At 49.5% G+C, this 18405-nt stretch carries 20 protein-coding genes and 3 riboswitches; of the genes, 17 read left to right on the plus strand and 3 right to left on the minus strand.

Features of this window, described 5'->3' with window-relative positions; genetic code table 11:
- Positions 1-15: 15 nt before the first annotated feature.
- On the minus strand, positions 16-1467 hold the full coding sequence (locus ACTRXG_RS04545; RefSeq protein WP_474278570.1) for an aldehyde dehydrogenase family protein: 1452 nt from the start codon (positions 1465-1467) through the stop codon (positions 16-18).
- Between the two features lie 198 nt (positions 1468-1665).
- Between ACTRXG_RS04545 and ACTRXG_RS04550 the strand changes: the two genes are divergently transcribed.
- Together ACTRXG_RS04550 and ACTRXG_RS04555 are read left to right on the plus strand one after the other, a co-directional pair.
- The gene (locus tag ACTRXG_RS04550) at positions 1666-2619 is read left to right on the plus strand and encodes a DMT family transporter (RefSeq protein ID WP_474284167.1); all 954 of its coding nucleotides are present in this window, start codon (positions 1666-1668) and stop codon (positions 2617-2619) included.
- 44 nt (positions 2620-2663) lie between these two features.
- Entirely contained in the window at positions 2664-3302 is a 639-nt protein-coding gene (locus tag ACTRXG_RS04555; RefSeq protein ID WP_474284168.1) for an SDR family oxidoreductase, read from the plus strand.
- Between the two features lie 44 nt (positions 3303-3346).
- On the opposite strand, the gene ACTRXG_RS04560 is transcribed toward ACTRXG_RS04555, so the two are convergent.
- Positions 3347-3775, minus strand: a complete 429-nt coding sequence (locus tag ACTRXG_RS04560) for a pyridoxamine 5'-phosphate oxidase family protein (protein WP_474261464.1) — start codon at positions 3773-3775, stop codon at positions 3347-3349.
- Between the two features lie 234 nt (positions 3776-4009).
- Here ACTRXG_RS04560 and ACTRXG_RS04565 point away from each other — a divergent pair, with 234 nt between their 5' ends.
- The 3 genes from ACTRXG_RS04565 to ACTRXG_RS04575 all read left to right on the plus strand — a co-directional run bounded on the left by ACTRXG_RS04565 (position 4010) and on the right by ACTRXG_RS04575 (position 6241).
- Positions 4010-4930: a manganese catalase family protein gene (locus ACTRXG_RS04565; protein ID WP_474261463.1), complete on the plus strand. Its 921-nt coding sequence runs from the start codon at positions 4010-4012 to the stop codon at positions 4928-4930.
- Between the two features lie 90 nt (positions 4931-5020).
- Positions 5021-5941: a nucleoside hydrolase gene (locus tag ACTRXG_RS04570; protein ID WP_474284169.1), complete on the plus strand. Its 921-nt coding sequence runs from the start codon at positions 5021-5023 to the stop codon at positions 5939-5941.
- 57 nt (positions 5942-5998) lie between these two features.
- Complete coding sequence (locus ACTRXG_RS04575) at positions 5999-6241, plus strand: DUF2584 family protein (protein ID WP_022792532.1); 243 nt, start codon at positions 5999-6001, stop codon at positions 6239-6241.
- 47 nt (positions 6242-6288) lie between these two features.
- On the opposite strand, the gene ACTRXG_RS04580 is transcribed toward ACTRXG_RS04575, so the two are convergent.
- The gene (locus ACTRXG_RS04580; RefSeq protein ID WP_474284170.1) at positions 6289-7095 is read right to left on the minus strand and encodes a 2OG-Fe dioxygenase family protein; all 807 of its coding nucleotides are present in this window, start codon (positions 7093-7095) and stop codon (positions 6289-6291) included.
- Positions 7096-7297: 202 nt separating this feature from the next.
- Between ACTRXG_RS04580 and ACTRXG_RS04585 the strand changes: the two genes are divergently transcribed.
- The 12 genes from ACTRXG_RS04585 (at position 7298) to ACTRXG_RS04640 (ending at position 17855) form a co-directional block, all read left to right on the plus strand.
- On the plus strand, positions 7298-9454 hold the full coding sequence (locus ACTRXG_RS04585) for a type IA DNA topoisomerase (protein ID WP_474284172.1): 2157 nt from the start codon (positions 7298-7300) through the stop codon (positions 9452-9454).
- Between the two features lie 31 nt (positions 9455-9485).
- Positions 9486-9584, plus strand: a riboswitch (guanidine-I (ykkC/yxkD leader).
- Between the two features lie 97 nt (positions 9585-9681).
- A complete protein-coding gene (locus tag ACTRXG_RS04590) occupies positions 9682-10023 on the plus strand; it encodes a DMT family transporter (RefSeq protein WP_474284173.1) in 342 nt (113 codons plus the stop codon).
- Positions 10023-10340, plus strand: coding sequence for a DMT family transporter (locus ACTRXG_RS04595; RefSeq protein WP_322527083.1), 318 nt, complete (start codon positions 10023-10025; stop codon positions 10338-10340). The genes ACTRXG_RS04590 and ACTRXG_RS04595 overlap by 1 nt, the downstream gene beginning before the upstream one ends.
- A 116-nt stretch (positions 10341-10456) precedes the next feature.
- The gene (locus ACTRXG_RS04600; protein ID WP_022792537.1) at positions 10457-10795 is read left to right on the plus strand and encodes a DUF1516 family protein; all 339 of its coding nucleotides are present in this window, start codon (positions 10457-10459) and stop codon (positions 10793-10795) included.
- Between the two features lie 180 nt (positions 10796-10975).
- Positions 10976-12448 carry a potassium/proton antiporter gene (locus ACTRXG_RS04605; protein ID WP_474284174.1) on the plus strand — a complete coding sequence of 491 codons (1473 nt, stop codon included), beginning with the start codon at positions 10976-10978 and terminating at the stop codon, positions 12446-12448.
- A 57-nt stretch (positions 12449-12505) separates the two neighbouring features.
- Complete coding sequence (locus ACTRXG_RS04610) at positions 12506-13405, plus strand: AEC family transporter (protein ID WP_474261457.1); 900 nt, start codon at positions 12506-12508, stop codon at positions 13403-13405.
- A 52-nt stretch (positions 13406-13457) separates the two neighbouring features.
- Positions 13458-13557, plus strand: a riboswitch (TPP riboswitch).
- Positions 13558-13613: 56 nt separating this feature from the next.
- Positions 13614-13716: riboswitch (TPP riboswitch) on the plus strand.
- A 42-nt stretch (positions 13717-13758) separates the two neighbouring features.
- Positions 13759-14370: a thiamine phosphate synthase gene (locus ACTRXG_RS04615; protein WP_474284175.1), complete on the plus strand. Its 612-nt coding sequence runs from the start codon at positions 13759-13761 to the stop codon at positions 14368-14370.
- On the plus strand, positions 14360-15484 hold the full coding sequence (thiO, locus tag ACTRXG_RS04620) for a glycine oxidase ThiO (RefSeq protein WP_474284176.1): 1125 nt from the start codon (positions 14360-14362) through the stop codon (positions 15482-15484). Before ACTRXG_RS04615 ends, thiO begins: the two co-directional genes overlap by 11 nt.
- Complete coding sequence (gene thiS, locus ACTRXG_RS04625; RefSeq protein WP_474284177.1) at positions 15468-15668, plus strand: sulfur carrier protein ThiS; 201 nt, start codon at positions 15468-15470, stop codon at positions 15666-15668. Before thiO ends, thiS begins: the two co-directional genes overlap by 17 nt.
- Before the next feature lie 4 nt (positions 15669-15672).
- Positions 15673-16437, plus strand: a complete 765-nt coding sequence (locus ACTRXG_RS04630; protein ID WP_474284178.1) for a thiazole synthase — start codon at positions 15673-15675, stop codon at positions 16435-16437.
- Positions 16434-17453 carry a ThiF family adenylyltransferase gene (locus ACTRXG_RS04635; RefSeq protein WP_474284179.1) on the plus strand — a complete coding sequence of 340 codons (1020 nt, stop codon included), beginning with the start codon at positions 16434-16436 and terminating at the stop codon, positions 17451-17453. The genes ACTRXG_RS04630 and ACTRXG_RS04635 overlap by 4 nt, the downstream gene beginning before the upstream one ends.
- A 60-nt stretch (positions 17454-17513) precedes the next feature.
- Positions 17514-17855, plus strand: coding sequence for a general stress protein (locus ACTRXG_RS04640; protein WP_474284180.1), 342 nt, complete (start codon positions 17514-17516; stop codon positions 17853-17855).
- Positions 17856-18405: the final 550 nt, after the last annotated feature.

The following is an 18405-nucleotide window of genomic DNA, read 5'->3' on the forward strand; positions in this document are numbered from 1 at the left end:
AGGTTTCCGGAGAATTTACAATGGATAAGGGCGGTCCTGCGCCTGTACGCTGATCCACTGCTCGGTTGTAAATTCATCTAAAACCCATTCGCCGTTAAAGCGTCCGATACCGGATTGCTTCTCGCCACCAAACGGCAGGTGCGCTTCATCGTTTACAGACTGGTCGTTTACGTGAACCATGCCGGAATTAATACGCCGAGCTGCCTGCATGCCCCGGTAACGGTCCTGAGTGAAGACCGATCCGCTCAAGCCGTAAGGAGAATCGTTTGCGATACGGATGGCTTCGTCCTCACTCGATGCCCGGATTAACGTTGCAACAGGGCCGAAGACTTCATCCTTTGCTGCCGGCATGTCATTAGTTACTTCGGAAAGGACCACCGGCGGTATAACCTGGCCGTTGATTTCAAACTCTGTCTGAAGTTTAGCTCCGGCATCAATTGTACCCTGAACCAGGTTCTCAATATTGTTGACCTGTTCTTCATTAATGATCGGGCCGACGATGACATTTTCATCCGAAGGGTCACCAGCTTTTAACGTTTTTGCCACACGGGTGAACTCTTCGACAAATTCGTCGTAAATGTCATCATGAACAATGACGCGGTTCAATGCGAGACAAATCTGTCCCTGGTGAAGGAAGGACCCGAATACTGCTGCTTTGGCAGCTTTTTTCACCTCGGCGTCCTGAAGAACGACCATGGCATTGTTGCCGCCAAGCTCAAGAGCGGTTTCTTTTAAGTTTTTCGCCGCAAGCTCAGCAATATGGGTGCCGACTTCCGTGGAGCCGGTGAACGATAACAGAGCTGGTACTTCATGAGTGACGAAGGCATCGCCAATTTCAGAGCCGCGTCCGGCAGTGACGTGAATGACGCCTGCTGGAAATCCGGCTTCTTCAAACAATGCTGCAATCAGCAGTCCGGATGTAACCGGTGTGTCGGAGGCTGGCTTAACAACGACGGTATTACCTGTTGCCACTGCTGGTGCAATTGTTCTCATTGCAAGATGGAACGGGAAGTTCCATGGGCCGATAACACCAATAACTCCTTTGCCCGACCGGAAGGTGTAGTTTTCTTTGCCGGGAGTGTTTGAAGGAGCAGTCGTTCCGTGAACCCGGTTAGGGAAGGACGCAGATTCAAAAACAATGTTGGAAGCTGTGTTGAACTCAGTTTCTGCCTTCAGTCTGCTGCTCCCGGATTCCTTGATAAGCCATTCCACAATGGTTTCCTTCTGTTTCTGCATAACATCGTACAGCCGGTGGATATACTGTTGTTTTTCGGCTGGGCTGTGAGCGTCCCAGGTTTTCTGATAATCATTGGCCGACTGATAAGCGCGGTCAAGGTCATTGGCGTCTGCGGAAGCTATTGTTCCCAGTGATTCGCCGTTATAAGGATTAGTATTTTCAATTGTTTTGCTGGATGAGCCGCTCACCCAGGAGCCGTTTATATACTGCTTTGTAAAATCGGTATGCATAGCAACCATCCTTTCATAATTACCGGATAATACCCGGTAGCAATGTATAATATACCTCACGCTGTATTTTTTCAAACATTTAAGATCAGGGAAGGTCAATACTATTTAAGAATAATTAAAAATATATAGAAAGCGGCCAGGGAAATTTGAGATGATAGCGGAGCTGAAGGAAAAAGATTTATACAAGGGGGAGCAGCTATGAAACCATCCACTGCTTATTTATTTGCTGTCGCCGGTGCTTCGTTCTGGGGGTTTACGGGGTTATTCGTGCAGAATATGTACAGGTACAATATCGAACCCGACCAGGTAGTGGCTCTGCGCATGGCGGGTTCAGCTCTGATTCTTTTTTTGGCTGTAGCCCTGATCCGTCCGTATCTTCTAAAGGTCCGGTGGTATGATCTGCCGCACTTTATCGGGCTCGGCGTCGGCAGTATAGCCCTCTTTAACTGGTGTTATTTCACTGTGATGAATGAAGCCTCGCTTTCGATTGCAGTGGTGCTTCTTTACACAAGCCCGGTGTTTGTAGCCCTCATTTCAAGGTTTGTATTTAAAGAAAAAATAACAATGCACAAGCTGGCGGCTATTTTGCTTACCATCGCCGGCTGTGCGCTGGTGGCCGGCCTGCTTCCGGGTGGAGCAGGCGGGATGTCGCTGCCGATTCTTATGATCGGTTTGCTTTCTGGTTTATGCTGTGGCCTGTACAGTATTCTCGGTAAATTTGTAACGCCGAAGTACCATTCCATTACGATCACTGCCTACACGATGCTTGCCGGAGGGTTGGTGATGGTTCCTTTCAGCGGCCTTCTGGCAAACGAAGAAGCCATACAGGAGCCGATGATGTGGATGTACGGTCTTGGAGGCATTCTTCTTTCCACTATTGCTGCGTATATACTGTTTACGATCGGGCTGAAATATATTGAGTCGGGTAAAGCGGCGATTTTATCAACTGTGGAGCCGATGGTGGCCATTGTGATCGGTGTATTCGCTTTTGGGGACAGGCTGAGCAGCTGGCAGGGACTTGGTATCTTTCTTATTTTTTCCGCGGTGATTCTTTCTATCTATTCAAGACCGGGGAAATTCCGAAAAAAACGTAGAGAGAGCCCGGGAGAAACACGAAACGAGTGGGGTAAGAAGCCGGGGGAAGACGTTTAAACTGAGGACTGCAGGGAACAAATGTAAAAAAAGGAGGCACTAAAATGGATGTATTAGTCATAGGAGCGAACGGACATACGGGCCGTTTGCTGGTGGAGCAGCTTGCAGCCCATCCGGAGCATACACCGCATGCTATGGTGCGTGAAGTCTCCCAGGCAGATGCGCTGAAAAAACTGGGTGCGGCATCCACGATTCTTGCAGACCTTGAAGAAAATACGGCGGCCGCTTTGAAGGGCATGGATGCTGTTATGTTCGCCGCTGGCTCCGGCTCTTCAACCGGGCCTGAAAAAACAGTGAGCGTAGATCAGCAGGGGGCAAAAAAAACCATTGATTCGGCAAGAGTGCAGGACGTGAAGCATTACGTTATGCTGAGCGGAATTGGTGTCGACAATCCGCAGGGACCTATTAAGCATTATGCAGAAGCAAAGCTGAACGCAGATAAGCATCTGCAGAGCAGCGGACTGCCATATACGATTGTTCGTCCGGGAAAGCTTACGTTTGATAAGGGGACAGGGAAAATTGAGCTTGCAGAAAAGCTTTCCAACCCCGAACAAAGAGATATTTCCAGGGAGGACGTTGCCCGCACGATGATCGCAGCCCTCGACATTGAGAACGCCCGGGGACAAACGGTCGAACTGCTTGCAGGAGACACGGATATTCAAGAAGCCTGGAAGGCTTTATAAAAATAACCCCCGCCGGACTGGTGCCGGCGGGGGCTATTATTGACTTAAGAAGAAAAATCGATTTCCTCAGGAGTGTCTCCTTTGGAGTTCATCAGGCGGATAGAGTCCGGCTGGATTTCGAGGACAATATATTCCGGGTTGTCCGGGGAACCGAGCCAGGATTGCACACTGTCAGTCCAAACCTTTTCCTTCGTCTCCTGGTCATGACGGATTACTGCTTTGCCGGAAATTTCAACAAAAGCGTCTCCGTATCCTTCACCGTCGTAGCCGAGCAGAATATGGACGTTGGAATTCTTTTCGATTTCCTCTGCCTTGTGGGTCTTGCTGCTCGTCGGTGTGAGAAGGGTGAAATTATCATTGTAAAACGTCATATAGCGGGAGTGGGGCTTGTTGCCTTCAATCGTAGCAAGTACGCCTACTTTGTTGCTGTCAATGATATCGAGTGCGTGTCTCTTTGCTTCGTTTTTATCCATGGGTAATCCTTCCTTTCGTAGTGAAACTAATTATCATTATTCCTGCCGCCCCTTACTTTTAAACATGGGTTCAAAGCCGGAAGGGCAGTGAATTCTGCATACAATAGTAATTGTGTAAAAAGAATGAATATTGTTAATATAAAGAAATCGAGTGTTTGCTTTATGGCAGGAAAGGTTATAGGTTAATGTATTTTGCTAGCGAAATACGAATTTAAACCTATAGGAGGAATCATTGTGTTTAAGAGAATTGATAAACTGCAGATCGACCTCCCAACGCCCAGTAATCCAGACGCTAATTCAGCCAACGTGGTACAGGAGCTTTTAGGTGGAAAATTCGGTGAAATGTCAACGCTCAATAACTATTTATTCCAGTCGTTTAATTTTCGCAGCAAAAAACAGCTACGCCCATTTTATGATTTAGTTGCAAGCATTACAGCTGAGGAACTCGGACACGTAGAGCTGGTTGCCAATACAATAAATTTATGTCTGCAGGGTTCCACAAGCCAAAGCGGCCAGGACCCGGCCAATCCGGACAGCACACCGCTCAGTGAAGCTATGGATGCAAGAAATCCACAAAGCTTTATTTTTGCCGGTCAAAACGCTGTACCGAAGGATTCGATGGGAGCGCCGTGGACAGGGGACAATGTTTTTACAAGCGGTAACCTCGTCAACGATCTGCTTCACAATTTTTACCTGGAATGCGGAGCAAGAACGCACAAGATGCGGGTATATCAAATGACCGACAATGAAACAGCCCGTGAATTGTGCGGCTACCTGCTTGTGCGCGGCGGAGTGCACGTAGTGGCCTATGCTAAAGCGCTGGAGAAATTAACAGGCGTGGATGTAACGAAAATGCTACCGGTGCCGGACCTTGATAACAGTAAATATGACCACGCCCAGAAATATGAAGCGAAGGGCGCGCACCGTAAGCTCTATCGTTTCAGCGATAACGATTACACAATGCTTGACCGGATCTGGAATGGACCGACACCGGTCGGACCACCGGGTGAACTCGAAGTAGTCAGCGACATGCCGACACCGGAGGGCGGGGAAATTCCGAACCTCGACCATATTCCGGAAGAATTTGCGCCGGGATTTGACGAGCAGCAGTTCCGGGAAATGTCGAAAAAATTGAACTACGAAGCAGGACTTTAAGCGCCAGAGTCCGAAGCAGGAAAGCACCGCCGGTCGGCGGTGCTTTTGGTTTGAATAAACATACAGTTATGCAGAGAAAGGAAGCAGCAGATGAAAACACCAGTAATTATGGATATGGACCCGGGACACGACGACGTAATCGCATTATTTCTCGCAGCCGGTCATCCGGACATGGATATCCGGGCTGTGACGACTGTTTCAGGAAATGCTGATATAGGAAAGACAACAAGAAACGCTTTAGTGGCCTCTGATACTGCAGGACTGAGTGGAGTGCCAGTGGCGGAAGGAGCGGGGAGGCCCCTGGTCCGTACGCCGGAGCACGCTCCTTCTATTCACGGGGAATCCGGCCTCGACGGACCGGAGCTTCCAGCGCCGAAACATATGGTGGAGGAACGACATGCGGTGGATGTAATGGAAGATATACTGCTTCATTCAGAGGAAGAAATTACTGTTATTGCGACCGGCCCGCTTACCAATATTGCACTACTGTGCCGGAAAAATCCGAAGGCAGCTGGTCGTATCCGCCATCTGTCGATTATGGGCGGCGGCACATTTGGCAATTGGACACCTGCAGCAGAATTTAATATTTATGCGGATGCCGAAGCGGCAGAGATCGTTTTTACAAGCGGTATTCCAATCACGATGTGCGGCCTCGATGTTACTCATCAGGCGTTATCCTCCGAGGCCGTGGTGGAAAGGATTAAAGAGATACCAACAATGGCGGCCCAGTTTACCTATGAACTTCTTGATCACTTCCAGCGTGCCTACGAGGAGCATTTTCAGCTGACGCTTCCACCGGTTCATGACCCTTGCGCGGTGGCAGTATGCCTGCAGCCGTCCCTGTTTACATTTGAATCGGCCGAGGTAAAGGTTGAAACAGTGGGAAAGCATACGTATGGGGAAACAGTCATTGATACTTCCACTGCAGAAGGGCCGGTGCAGGTCGCAACAGCAGTCGATAATGATAAATTTTGGGATTTAATCGTACAATCGCTTAAAAATCTGCCATAATGGAAATAGATAAGTAAGCGTTATTATTATAGAGACAAGGGAGCAGGAGGGACGAATATGGGTTTTTCTGTAGAAATGAACTGGGAAATTATTACGAATAAGCAGGCCGAGCGCCTTGATGAGAAAAATTTTCGGCTGATTAAAGATAATTATCAAATGTTTCCGCTCGATCACCCGCTTCCAATTCATACCTTTGCCGAAAAAGTACCTTTTGGCAAGGCGGTTATTCACCGGGTGGAATGGGAATCCCACCGCACCACAATTGAATACGAGCTTGTGTCATTAACCTCTGTGAACTAAGCAGATAAATAGTAAACCCCCGGGGCAGCAGGCGCCGGGGGTTCGGTTTATACATAATCCATATTGTTTGTGTCGCCGTGCATGCTGCGGATTTCATCCGGATTGGCAACGACGGTCGGCTGATAGTCAATTAAAATAGCAGAACGCTCTCCAGGTCCGTCCTCCGGTCCCTTACGGACAGAGCCGACGTAATGAGTGACCAGCGGATCATACACCCCGTAGGATTCAAGCGGACGGGTCATGTAAAAGGAGTCAGTAATTTTTTCCTTTTCAACGTCCTCCGGCATCCGTCCGCGGACCTCCGGCACAGAAATGACGTTCCGGGCACCTTCGATATTACGCCGGCGGATCAGGTGGGCAAACGTGAACGGCTCGCCGTCCTGGTGCAGTGTGTTTGGTGAGGAAAAAGCTTCGTCCTCTCCCGATTCAACATGAAGCTTCACAAAGTGGACGCCCGCATGAAAAGGCATCAGCGCATCTTCGCGCGTCCAGAAGGTCTGGCGGAAATTAAAGGCGATCAGTGCTTCAAGCAGCCGGTTGTGCCTGACGTGTCCGGGAATTGCAGGGAAGCGGCGGCTCGCATCGGGATATTCCGGATTGAACGATCCCTGAAAATAATCGTAGTAGCTTTTGCCGTTTTTAACTGTTTCCGGCAGCCATTCGATTCGGTGGGTGCCCGGAAAAATAACGGCACGGCCGTACTGCCGGTAACGATTCAGATCCGGAGCGTAGTCATCTGCCGGAAGATCGTCAAAGGCTGCGGTGAGAGCAGCAAGGTCTTCGTCGCTGTAGCTGTCATGCAGTATATCGGCTAAATCATAATATTCGTATCCCTGCTGTTTTAAAGGCTTCATTTGTCTATTTCTCCTCCCGAATGGTGGTTTCTTCGAGTGGAAGCGTCCTTCCATTGTTTTCACAAATGCTAGTGTATCACGCCCGGCCGAAGTTGAGTATATGAAAGGCAGGCTTCATCTTTCGTTTTTGTGACAGATTCATTATAATTAAAGAACAAATGTTCTTGAATTCAAAGAAATCAGCGAAGAGAGGAATTTCTTTATGCCAGTGATCTTAGCGGAGAAGCCGTCCCAGGCAAAAGCCTATGCGGCCGCGTTTCAAATACAGGAGAAAAAAGACGGATATATGAGGCTGAAGCCGTGCAGTCTGTTTCCGGACGGGGCAGTGCTTACCTGGGGGTTTGGCCATCTGCTCGAGCTCCGCGCTCCGGCCGATTACGAATCTTCCTGGAAAAAATGGTCGCTCGACACTCTCCCGATGCTTCCCGCCCATTTTCGCTTTAAGCCTAACCCGCGGGCGTTCAAGCAGCTGAAGATCGTCAAGCAGATGCTTCAGGAGGCCGACAGCATTATTATTGCGACCGACTGCGACCGGGAGGGTGAAAACATTGCGCGAAGCGTCATCGACTATACGAAAACCTCCCATAAACCGACCCGGCGCCTTTGGATCAACAGTCTGGAAAAGGATGAAGTGTATAAAGGGTTTGAGCAGCTGCGGGAGGGAGCAGACTATCTCCCTCTTTATGAGGAGGCGCGGGCCCGCCAATTTTCCGACTGGATTGTCGGCATGAACGCGAGCCGTCTGTATACGCTGCTGTTAAAGCAGAAGGGCATCAATGAAGTGTTCAGTGTCGGCAGAGTCCAGACGCCAACACTCAAGCTTATTTACGACCGGCAGAAGGAAATTGAGGCATTTGAGCCCGAGCCTTACTGGGAGCTTGAAGGAACCTTCCGTGCGGAAGCGGGGGAGTATAAAGGAAAGTATAAAAAGCGCTTCGGCTCGAAGGAAGAGGTGCTCCGTATCTGGAAGGAGCATGGATTGAAAAAGGATACCGAAGGCACGATCAGCAGCATAAAAAAAGAGGAGAAGCAGGAAAAGCCCCCGCTTCTTCATTCGCTGTCGAGCCTGCAGACGACGATGAACAAAAAGTATAAAATGAGTCCGTCGGCCGTGCTTAAAACGGTACAGAGCCTGTACGATGAACCATTAAAAGCTGTTTCCTATCCGAGAACGGATACCCGCCATATCACGTCAGGGGAATTTAACTACTTGAAGGGGAACCTGTCCCGGATGCAGGAGTGCATGAACGTCTCCTTTGAACCGGCGTCCACTACGCCTTCGAAGCGGTTTGTAGACGGCAGCAAAGTCCAGGAGCACCATGCGATCATTCCGACCAAAAAAGTGCTGAGCCAGACGCAGTTTGAAAAGCTGAACCGGGCCCAGCAGCAGGTGTACAAAGAAGTTATGAACAGCGTGCTCGCTATATTTCACCGCAACTATATGTATGAAGAAACAACTGTTGAAACCGACGTCCAGGGACTTATTTTTGAAAGCAAGGGCCGGGTGGACAAGCAGCTGGGCTGGAAGGAGCTCTTTCCGGGACCAAAAAAGAAGAAAGACCAGGAGGACAACACCCTCCCTCCATTAACCAGGGGAGAGCAGGTGGAGGCGTATGTCCAGGCAGCTGAAAAGGAAACCCAGCCGCCCAAGCCTTATACCGAAGGACAGCTGATCAACATGATGAAGTCCTGCGGCAAATGGATCGAGGATGATGAAACATCCAAAAAAGTACTGCAGGAAACGGAGGGTCTCGGGACCGAAGCGACGCGCAGTACCATTATTCAAACACTGCAAAAGCAGGAATATATCCGGATTCAAAAGAACATTGTGGAAGTGACCGCTAAAGGGCGGGCGCTGTGCGAAGTAGTAGAAGGAACACTTTTGTCCAAGCCGCTGCTGACCGCGAAGTGGGAAGCTTTTTTAAAGCAGATCGGAAGCGGGGAAGCGGATAAGGAAGCTTTTTTAAAGCAGACAGAGGCTTTTACGAAAAAACTGGTCGAAGAAGCGCCTGCCGGCATAACGAATATGCAGACAAATCCGGAGCAGGTAGCCACGTCTAAAAAACAGCCGCAGCGCGCAGAGCCAATCGCTCTCTGTCCCGTATGCCAAAAGGGACAGCTGATGGAGCGGAAGTCCTTCTACGGCTGCAGTGAGTATGCCAACGGCTGTAAATTCACCGTGCCAAAAACGTTACTGAAGAAAAAAATTACTCAGGCTCAGGTTAAAAAGCTGTGTGAAAAAGGAGAAACGCAGGTGATCAAAGGGTTTAAAGGAAAAAAGCCGTTTGACGCCAAATTAAAACGAAAAGAAAATGGTGTGGAATTTGTGTTTCCATCTAAAGACAATGCCTCCTCGTAGACAATATCCCGAAATTTGATATACTGAGGGGCAGAATGTTTTCTAGGGTTCCGCGGCAGAGCCGGTCTGGTCCGAGAGAAAACCCGCAAACAAATAGTTTGCGCCACGGAGGGATAAAAACCCGGGAGATCTTCGCTGCGAAGACTTCCCGGGTTTTTTCGCGGCTGAAAGCTGAAATGAATATTTCCGGGAAATAATTAAGCAAGCGCCGGCAAGGAGGGGCTGTAATGGGATGGATTAACGTCGCTGTGGCAGCAGCATTTGAAATTCTCTGGGTCATCGGTTTGAAGCATGCATCGGCCGGATGGGAATGGGCAGGAACACTAGTAGCTATCGTACTGAGCTTTCTCTTTTTAATTCGGGCAGGCGAGCATCTTCCGGTAGGCACATCGTATGTGGCCTTTGTCGGCATTGGGACGATCGGAACGACGGTCCTTGATATGATCTTTTTCGGACAGCCGTTCGCATGGATCAAGCTGGTCTTTATTTTCATGCTGATTGCCGGAATTGCCGGGCTGCATACAGCTTCCGGCCGGGCAAGAGTAAATGAAGGGAGCAGTGGACAGTGATGACATGGCTGTATTTGATCGGTGCAGGTATTTTTGAGATGATTGGTGTTTCTATGATTAACGAATGGATTCAAAAACGGGTCATCTGGCCGCTGTTCATGATTGCTGCCGGGTTTGGAGCAAGCTTTTTTCTCCTTTCGCTGGCGATGCAGACTCTCCCGATGGGCACTGCGTACGCTGTCTGGACGGGTATAGGGGCAGCAGGGAGCGCACTGTTCGGGATGCTTTGGTATAAAGAGCCTGCAAATACGGGCAGGCTTATAAGTATTGCGGTGATCCTTGCTTCGGTTGTAGGTCTAAAGCTGATAGCGCCATAAAACGTTCAAAAACAAAAATTGCTACGGCTTGAGCGCAGGCTTTATTTTGATTATAGTTACAATCAGGTGAAACATTTGGAGTAGAAACTTAATAAAGACTGAAAGGAGGAAAACATATGGATCTTCAAAGTATTTTATACGAAGCACATTCCGGTTCATGGGCGTTTTTGATCATTTTCTTTTTGATCAGCTACCTTTTCCCAAAACAAAAAGTAACAATGATGATTGAGCGGCTGTTCGTGGTTATCATGATTCTTTCTGGCGCAGGTATGGTGGCGCTGTATGGCTTCCCGCTCCTTTCCATTATTAAAGGTGTGTTGGCCCTTATATTTATCGGGGTAATGGAAATGATGTTTGTGCGTCGGCGGGCAGGGAGAAAACACGCTATGTTCTGGATTATATGGATCATTTTATTCGCAATTATCCTGTCCATCGGCTACGATGTGATTGGGTAATACAAAGAGCATGCTGCAAAACAGCATGCTTTTTTATATGCGGGCATTTTTGGGTATAGAAGGGATAGACCAGATGGCCTGAATACCATTATTTTTTAAACGAAAATTACATGTATCATGCAAGTAATACATAAAGAAGCCAGGGGTACAACTGCGGCAGGTGAAAGGAGGAAGCGGGCATTGTTTGAAGGGAACGCGAATGTGGATTCATTTATATTATTAGGGGCACTTCTGCTTATTTTAGGTGTCATCGTAACGAAATTTTCGACACGGCTCGGCGTGCCCTCACTTATTTTGTTTATTATTCTAGGTATGCTGATGGGAAATGATGGTTTTGGCATTATTGAGTTCGAAAATGTCCAGCTTGCCCAGACCGTCGGAATTATAGCCCTGATCATTATTTTATTTGAAGGGGGCACCCAGACAAGGTGGCGCGATATTAGACCGGTGGTGGGGCCTTCCGTAACGCTCGCCACGTTTGGCGTTCTGTTTACGGCTGCCCTAATGGGGCTGGTGGCAAAGCAGCTGCTTGATCTGACCTGGCTCGAAGCGATGCTTCTCGGAGCTACAGTCGGTTCGACAGACGCCGCTGCCGTCTTTGCCGCTTTGAAGGGACGGAGCATTGATAAAAAAATGGGGTCCACCCTCGAAGCGGAATCGGGGAGTAACGACCCAATGGCGGTGTTTTTAACGCTCTTCTTTATTGAATTAATATTGGCAGATTCGCCAAACGTCTGGCTGCTATCCGGTGCATTTTTCTGGCAGATGGGCGCCGGTCTTGCGATGGGCGGGTTGTTCGGATGGGCAGCCTCATGGACCATTAACCGTATTAACCTGGATTCTAGTGGACTCTATCCTCTGTTTGCGATCGCTTTCGCGCTGTTAACCTACAGTGTGACCTCAAGCATGAGCGCAAGCGGGTTTTTGGCAGTATATGTAGCAGCGCTTTTAATAGGTAACTCCGATTTGATTTACCGCCAGCCGATTTACCGGTTCAACGAGGGCATGGCGTGGATGTCCCAAATAAGCATGTTTATCATCCTGGGATTGCTTGCTTTCCCAAGAGATATTTTGACCTGGTCAAACATCACCATGGGGCTCGCTTTGTCGGCAGTTTTAATGTTTGTGGCACGGCCCCTTGCCACATTTTTGTCGACTTCCTTTTTCGGCTATAAACCAAAGCAGAATATATTTTTATCCTGGGCAGGTCTGCGCGGGGCGGTGCCGATTATTTTGGCTACATACCCGATTGTTGCTGGTGTGGAGTCGGGCAGCCAAATTTTTAATGTCGTCTTCTTTATCGTGCTGACGTCTGCGCTGATCCAGGGGGCGACCATCGCTCCATTAGCGAAATGGCTTCACTTATCCGGTCCGCTCCGCGAAGCGCCAACTCATTCCCTGGAGCTGGTGTCACTCGGAAAAGCGAACGCAGAAATTATGGAATTTCAAACGAATGAAGCGACGCCGATTGTCGGACAGACGCTCCAAAGCATTGAATTTCCCGCATCTGCGCTGATCAGCGCGATTGTTCGGGACGATGAACTGGTCACTCCGGTTGGTGAGACAATAATCCAGGCCGGTGATTATTTGTATATTCTTGTATCACGTAAAGAAAAACGTATTTTAAAGCAGATGCTCCAGCACGATTACTGAGAAAAAGCGGCCAGCGTTAAGAGGCATTAAATTTGAGGAAAGAAGGAAGGGCTCCGCATGGGTGTGCTGATCAATGTATTGATCCCAATCATTTTAATATTTACGATTGGCTATTTGCTGCAGAAAAGACAGGCAGTGGATATTCGGCCGGTGTCGGCTGTCGCTCTTTATGTATTGACGCCTGCGCTTGTTTTCCGGACATTCTATGAAAGAGAGCTGAACAGCGATATGCTTTCGATGGCTCTGTTTTCCCTGGTATTTTTAGCGGTTATGACCGGGCTGATCAAATTAGTGTCCTACGTGCGTAAATGGCCGAAAGCTAACGAAACCGGCATGATGCTCTCTACCGTGTTTATGAATGCGGGCAATTACGGTGCTCCGTTAATTGCTTTTGCGTTTGGTGATACAGCCTTTGCCTACTCTATCGTTTTTATGGTCATTCAGACGATGCTGATGAATACTGTAGGCGTCTATATCGCAAACAGTGCCAATATGGATGCGGCTGACGCGTTCCGGACGGTACTGCGGATGCCGGTATTTTATGCACTGCTCGCCGGTATTGTCTTCCAGCTGACCGGGATACCGGTCGGAGCGACCTATTATGAAGCCCTCGATATGCTCGCGAGCGCTGCAATACCGGTGGTTATGATTATCCTGGGGATGCAGCTTGCACGCATATCCGTCAAAAGCATGGATTGGAAGCTTGTTAGTGCAGGTACGTTTTTACGGCTTGTATTCGCGCCGGCTCTCGCTTACGTAATTGCCCTGCTGCTGCAGACCAGCGACACGTTAACGACCGTGCTGGTTGTTTCAACAGCGATGCCGAGTGCAGCAACCATGGCAATGATTTCTGTACAATTTGATTCCAACCCCCAGCTTGTTTCGAGTATTACACTGGTGACGACTATTTTAAGCGTTCCTTCCCTGTGGGTGGTGCTGTCGATTTTCCAGGCATAAAATTCCGCATCGAATTGACGGAAGAAGAGTACCGCGTTATGATATAAATAATATTAACCACTAGGGGTGCCTGTTGGCTGAGACAGCGTAAAGCTGATCCCTTTGAACCTGATCTGGATTATACCAGCGGAGGGAAGTGGGGAAGAGATGCCAATACGACTATCTCCCCCGCTTTCTAAATGAAAGCGGGGTTTTTTGTGGAAAATATTATATTTGCTGGGGGTGCCTGCTGAGGCTGAGACCGGAGAACTATCCGGAACCCTTTGAACCTGATCTGGAGAGCCAGCGGAGGGAAGCAGCCATGTTGAACCTTTTAACAGGCAGCCTCCTTCCTTCTGGAAGGAGGCTTTTTTATGGATTACAAACCGAAGCCATGTATACATGCGGTATCGCCGCCGGATATAACAGTGGGGGCGTGGAGCGAAAAAACGAGGGAGCTCACAGGAATCGTCGATTACGTGCATATACGTGCGCCTGAATGGACAAAGCGTGAAAAGGAAAGGGCCGTCGAGCTGGCATTAAAAGAAGGAACCGCCCCCGCGCAGCTGATCATAAATGATGAACCGGAGCTTGCTGCTGCATATGGGCTGGCCGGTACCCACCTGCCGGAGCGTCGTGCAATCTATCCGGCATCTGTAAGCTGGGGGCAGTCGATACACTCTATAGAGGCAGCGAAAAGAAGTGAACAGGAGGGAGCATCATGGCTGTATTTTGGTCATGTGTTTGCCTCAGACAGTAAACCTGGAAAGCCGCCGCGCGGAGTCCGGGCGTTGAAAGCTGTGGCGGAAAGCGTCCGCATCCCCGTGATTGCCATCGGAGGAATTGATGCTGACAAGGCAGCAGAAGGTATAAACTGCGGAGCGTCCGGGGTGGCAGCCATTGCATATTTTTATGATGCGGCAGAACCCGGGAAAGCAGCCGAAGAGCTCAGAATCCGGTTAAGGAGTGATGACAATGAAGGCTGATACAGAAGTTCTTATTGTGGGCGCAGGGGTACAGGGATGCTCGCTTGCGTATCAGTTAAGCAAACGGGGGCGTCGTGTGATGGTCATCGAAAAAGAAACCATCGCTTCCGGAGCATCAAAAGCGGCTGCCGGTATGCTCGGAGCCCAGTCTGAATGGGAGGGGCCTGGCCTTTTTCAGGAATTCGCCCTGGAAAGCCGGGAGCTGTTTAAAGAACTGGTCCCTGAAGTGGAAGCGCTTAGCGGAATGGACGTTTCCTACGTGAACAACGGAATGCTGAAGCCTGTATGGGATAAGGCGGGCGAAAAAAAATACCAGCGCGCTGCAGGAAGCAGCTACGGCTCGGAGTGGCTTTCGCCATATGAAGCACTGCGCAGGGAGCCGGCGCTTTCCGAAAATATCCGGGGCGCCTGGTCCATTCCAAAAGACGGCCAGCTTCGTGCCTATGAATGGACAATGGCTCTTGCCAAAGCAGCAAAGGCCCGCGGGACAATGGTACGGGAAAATACTTCAGTGGATCGTCTTTTGGAAGCTGACGGCCGCGTTTACGGTGCGAAAACAAGTGAAGGAGTTGTTGAAGCGGAAGAAGTTGTTTTTACCGGGGGAAGTGCCGGGGCGGAGCTGTTGGATGAGAAGGAGTTCACCCTCTATCCGGTGAAAGGGGAGTGTTTGTCCATACGCATGCCCCGGGAGAATTTGAGACACACCCTCCACACTCCGCAGGTGTATATTGTTCCGAAAAAGGACGGGGAAATCTTTATAGGCGCTTCAGAAAAACCCGGTGACTCGAGTACAGGGGTCACTGTAGCTTCGGTACAGGAGCTGATGAAAGCAGCTGTGCATTTAGTGCCGGGGCTGAAGCATGCGAATGTTGAAAGGCTTTGGAGCGGTGTCCGGCCGCAGACAGGAGACGGGCTGCCATATATGGGACAGACCGAACGGGGTTTGTGGGTAATGACCGGACATTACAGAAACGGTATTTTGCTTTCAGCACTGAGCGGAAGCTGGATGGCTGACCGGATCGAGGGGAAAAGCGTTCGCGAGGACTGGAAGCACCTGTTTGCCGTAGATCCTCAAATACGAAAGGGAGGAATTATTCATGCAGATCACGCTTAATGGTCAATTACAGAATATTGAGAACAGTACCACGGTAGCCGATTTACTTGAAGAGCTTCAGATCGCCCACAAAAAAACAGTGGTGGAGCGCAACGGCACTATTGTAATTGAAGAATTTCACCAGCAGGAAGGTTTAATGGACGGGGATAGAATCGAAATCACTCATTTTGTAGGAGGCGGATGAACAAATGCTTAGTATCGGCAATATGACGTTTGAATCGAATTTATTTCTCGGCACCGGGAAATATAAAGACGCCAGGACGCAGCTGCAGGCTGTAGAAGCATCGGAAACAGAGGTACTGACCTTTGCCGTTCGCAGAATGAACCTGTTTGACAGCAGCCAGCCTGATCCATTTGAACAGATGGACGTCTCAAAGTACCGGCTGCTGCCAAATACAGCCGGGGCCAAAACAGCTGAAGGAGCTGTGCGCACTGCGAAGCTGGCAGAGGCGGCCAACATGTGTGACATGATTAAAGTAGAAGTGATCGGCTGCGATAAAACGCTTCTGCCGGATCCGGTGGAAACGCTCCGGGCCTCAGAACAGCTGCTGAACGAAGGGTTTACTGTCCTTGCCTATACGTCCGATGACGTTGTGCTCGCCAGAAAGCTTCAGGAGCTTGGGGTTCATGCAGTGATGCCGGGAGCCTCCCCTATAGGCACGGGGCTTGGGATCATTAACCCATACAACCTGTCCCACATTATTGAACAGGCGGAAGTCCCGGTGATTGTAGATGCAGGTATTGGGAGTCCGAAGGATGCTGCTTATGCTATGGAGCTCGGCGCTGATGGTGTCCTGCTGAATACGGCCGTTTCGGGCGCGGGCGATCCTGTAAAAATGGCAGAAGCGATGAAATTGGCAGTGAGGGCCGGAGCGCTTGGCGCAGAAGCAGGGCGCATAGATAAAAAATTCTACGCCCAGGCGAGCAGCCCTTTAGGAGGCCTCAGTATTTGAATACGGAAGAACGTTTTTCCCGGCAGCGGTTATTTCACGGAATCGGCCGAAGGGGACAGAAAAGGCTGCAGGAGGCCCACGTCATAGTAGTAGGTGCCGGAGCTCTCGGGAGTTTAACAGCCGAAACTCTCATACGCGCGGGGATCGGAAAATTAACGTTGATTGACCGTGACTATGTGGAGGAAAGCAATCTTCAGCGTCAGCAGCTTTATACGGAAGCGGACGCAGCGACCTATACGCCAAAAGCAGAGGCGGCGAAAAAACGACTGCTTGATATTCAGAGTGATGCTTCTATTGAAATCATTGTGGGAGAAGCAGATCCGGCCCTGCTCGAAAATTGTATGCCTGCAGACCTTATTATTGACGGACTCGATAATATGGAGACACGGCTGATGATTAATGATACAGCGTTGAAGCACCGGATTCCGTGGATTTACGGAGCCTGTGTGGGCGCCTACGGACTGAGCTATACCGTAAGGCCGGGGCAAGGGCCGTGCCTGCGCTGCCTGATGAAGGGCATTGCGATGGAAGGAGAAACGTGTGATACGGTGGGAATTATAGCTCCGGCTGTTCAATTCGTAAGCGCCACTCAGGTGACCGAAGCGATGAAGCTGCTTACCCATTCCTTTGATCAGCTCCGCGGGACACTGTGGTCGTTTGATGTATGGTCGAACGAAAGCTCTTCCATTCATGTGAACTCGCTGCAGGATAAGCATTGTCCTTCCTGCGGGGAATCGCCAGCTTATCCCGCGCTCGCATGGAGTGGGAGAAGCAAGGCGGAAACGCTGTGCGGCAGAGATGCGGTGCAGGTGAAGCCTCTTCCAGACATGCAGGTATCGCTCGAGCGGACGGCGGACGTTCATAAGCAGCACGTCTCCAAAGCGAATCGGCATCTGCTGGTGTTAAATATTGAAAATAAGCGGCTGGTGCTTTTTAAAGACGGAAGAGCCATCATTCACGGCGTTTCTGGGGAAGTAGAAGCAAGATCGTTATACCAGAGATATATTGGAGGATAAATATTCCTTGTTTCATTTTACGGGCGGAGTGGTAATATTCCTTGCAAGGAGGGGGAACTATTGCCTACCGCTCGTATTTTTGTAACCGTAGAAGAAGCACAAAAGGCTGTAGATAAATTAAAGATGCAGGGCATCCAAAGGGAACAGATTTATGCTTTGGCTCTGGAGGCGGAAAAAGCGACTGCAAAAGAATTGAAAGTCAGTGATACAGAGGCAGACGTTAAAAGTCCGGTGGAGTTCGTGAAACAGTTCTTCCGCAACGGTGCGTCCGATATTTATGAACGATTAATAAAGCTTGGATACGGTGATAAAGAAGCCCGGGATCTGAGTGAACAGCTGAAGGAACATAATATACTAATTGCCGTGGATGAAGATCCGGAAAAATTCTCTTTTGACAAGTGAATCTTTTCCGGATTTTGTTCAGCTTTGGGGCCCGCGCCGCTAAACAGGCTTCCTCCGCTTTTCTATGTCCAGCTGCGGAGCCTAACCGCTCGGGGTTACTTTCCATCCGGTTCTGGGCAGCAGGCTGCCCTGCACGTCTGGGAAGTACCTGTCGCGGTTGAACAAGGCTCCTTGGCTTTTCTATCTGTCCAGCTCCAGAAGCCAGCGGCGGCGTGTCCCTTCAGATCTTTGGTAAAGGGAAAAAGCCCCTTTATCCAAAGCTCTTCCAGGGCCCGCGCCGCTAAACAGGCTTCCTCCGCTTTTCTATGTCCAGCTGCGGGTGTTACCAGCTTAATCCATTCGTGATTTCAGATCGTTTGCGACTTCGTCTCAAGCCGACTGAAACCGACGAGCCGTTCAAGCTGGTTCCCAAACACCCTCCGCCTTTCTGTTTTTCTATAAATTTTATGTAATTTTTATGAATTATGGCTGTGATAGCTGCAATGATTAGTTAGTATGATAGAATAACGGTGGTATATAGACAAATAGTTGCGTTAATATAAGGAGAGTG

This window comes from Marinococcus sp. LNSP9103-4, from assembly GCF_056034345.1.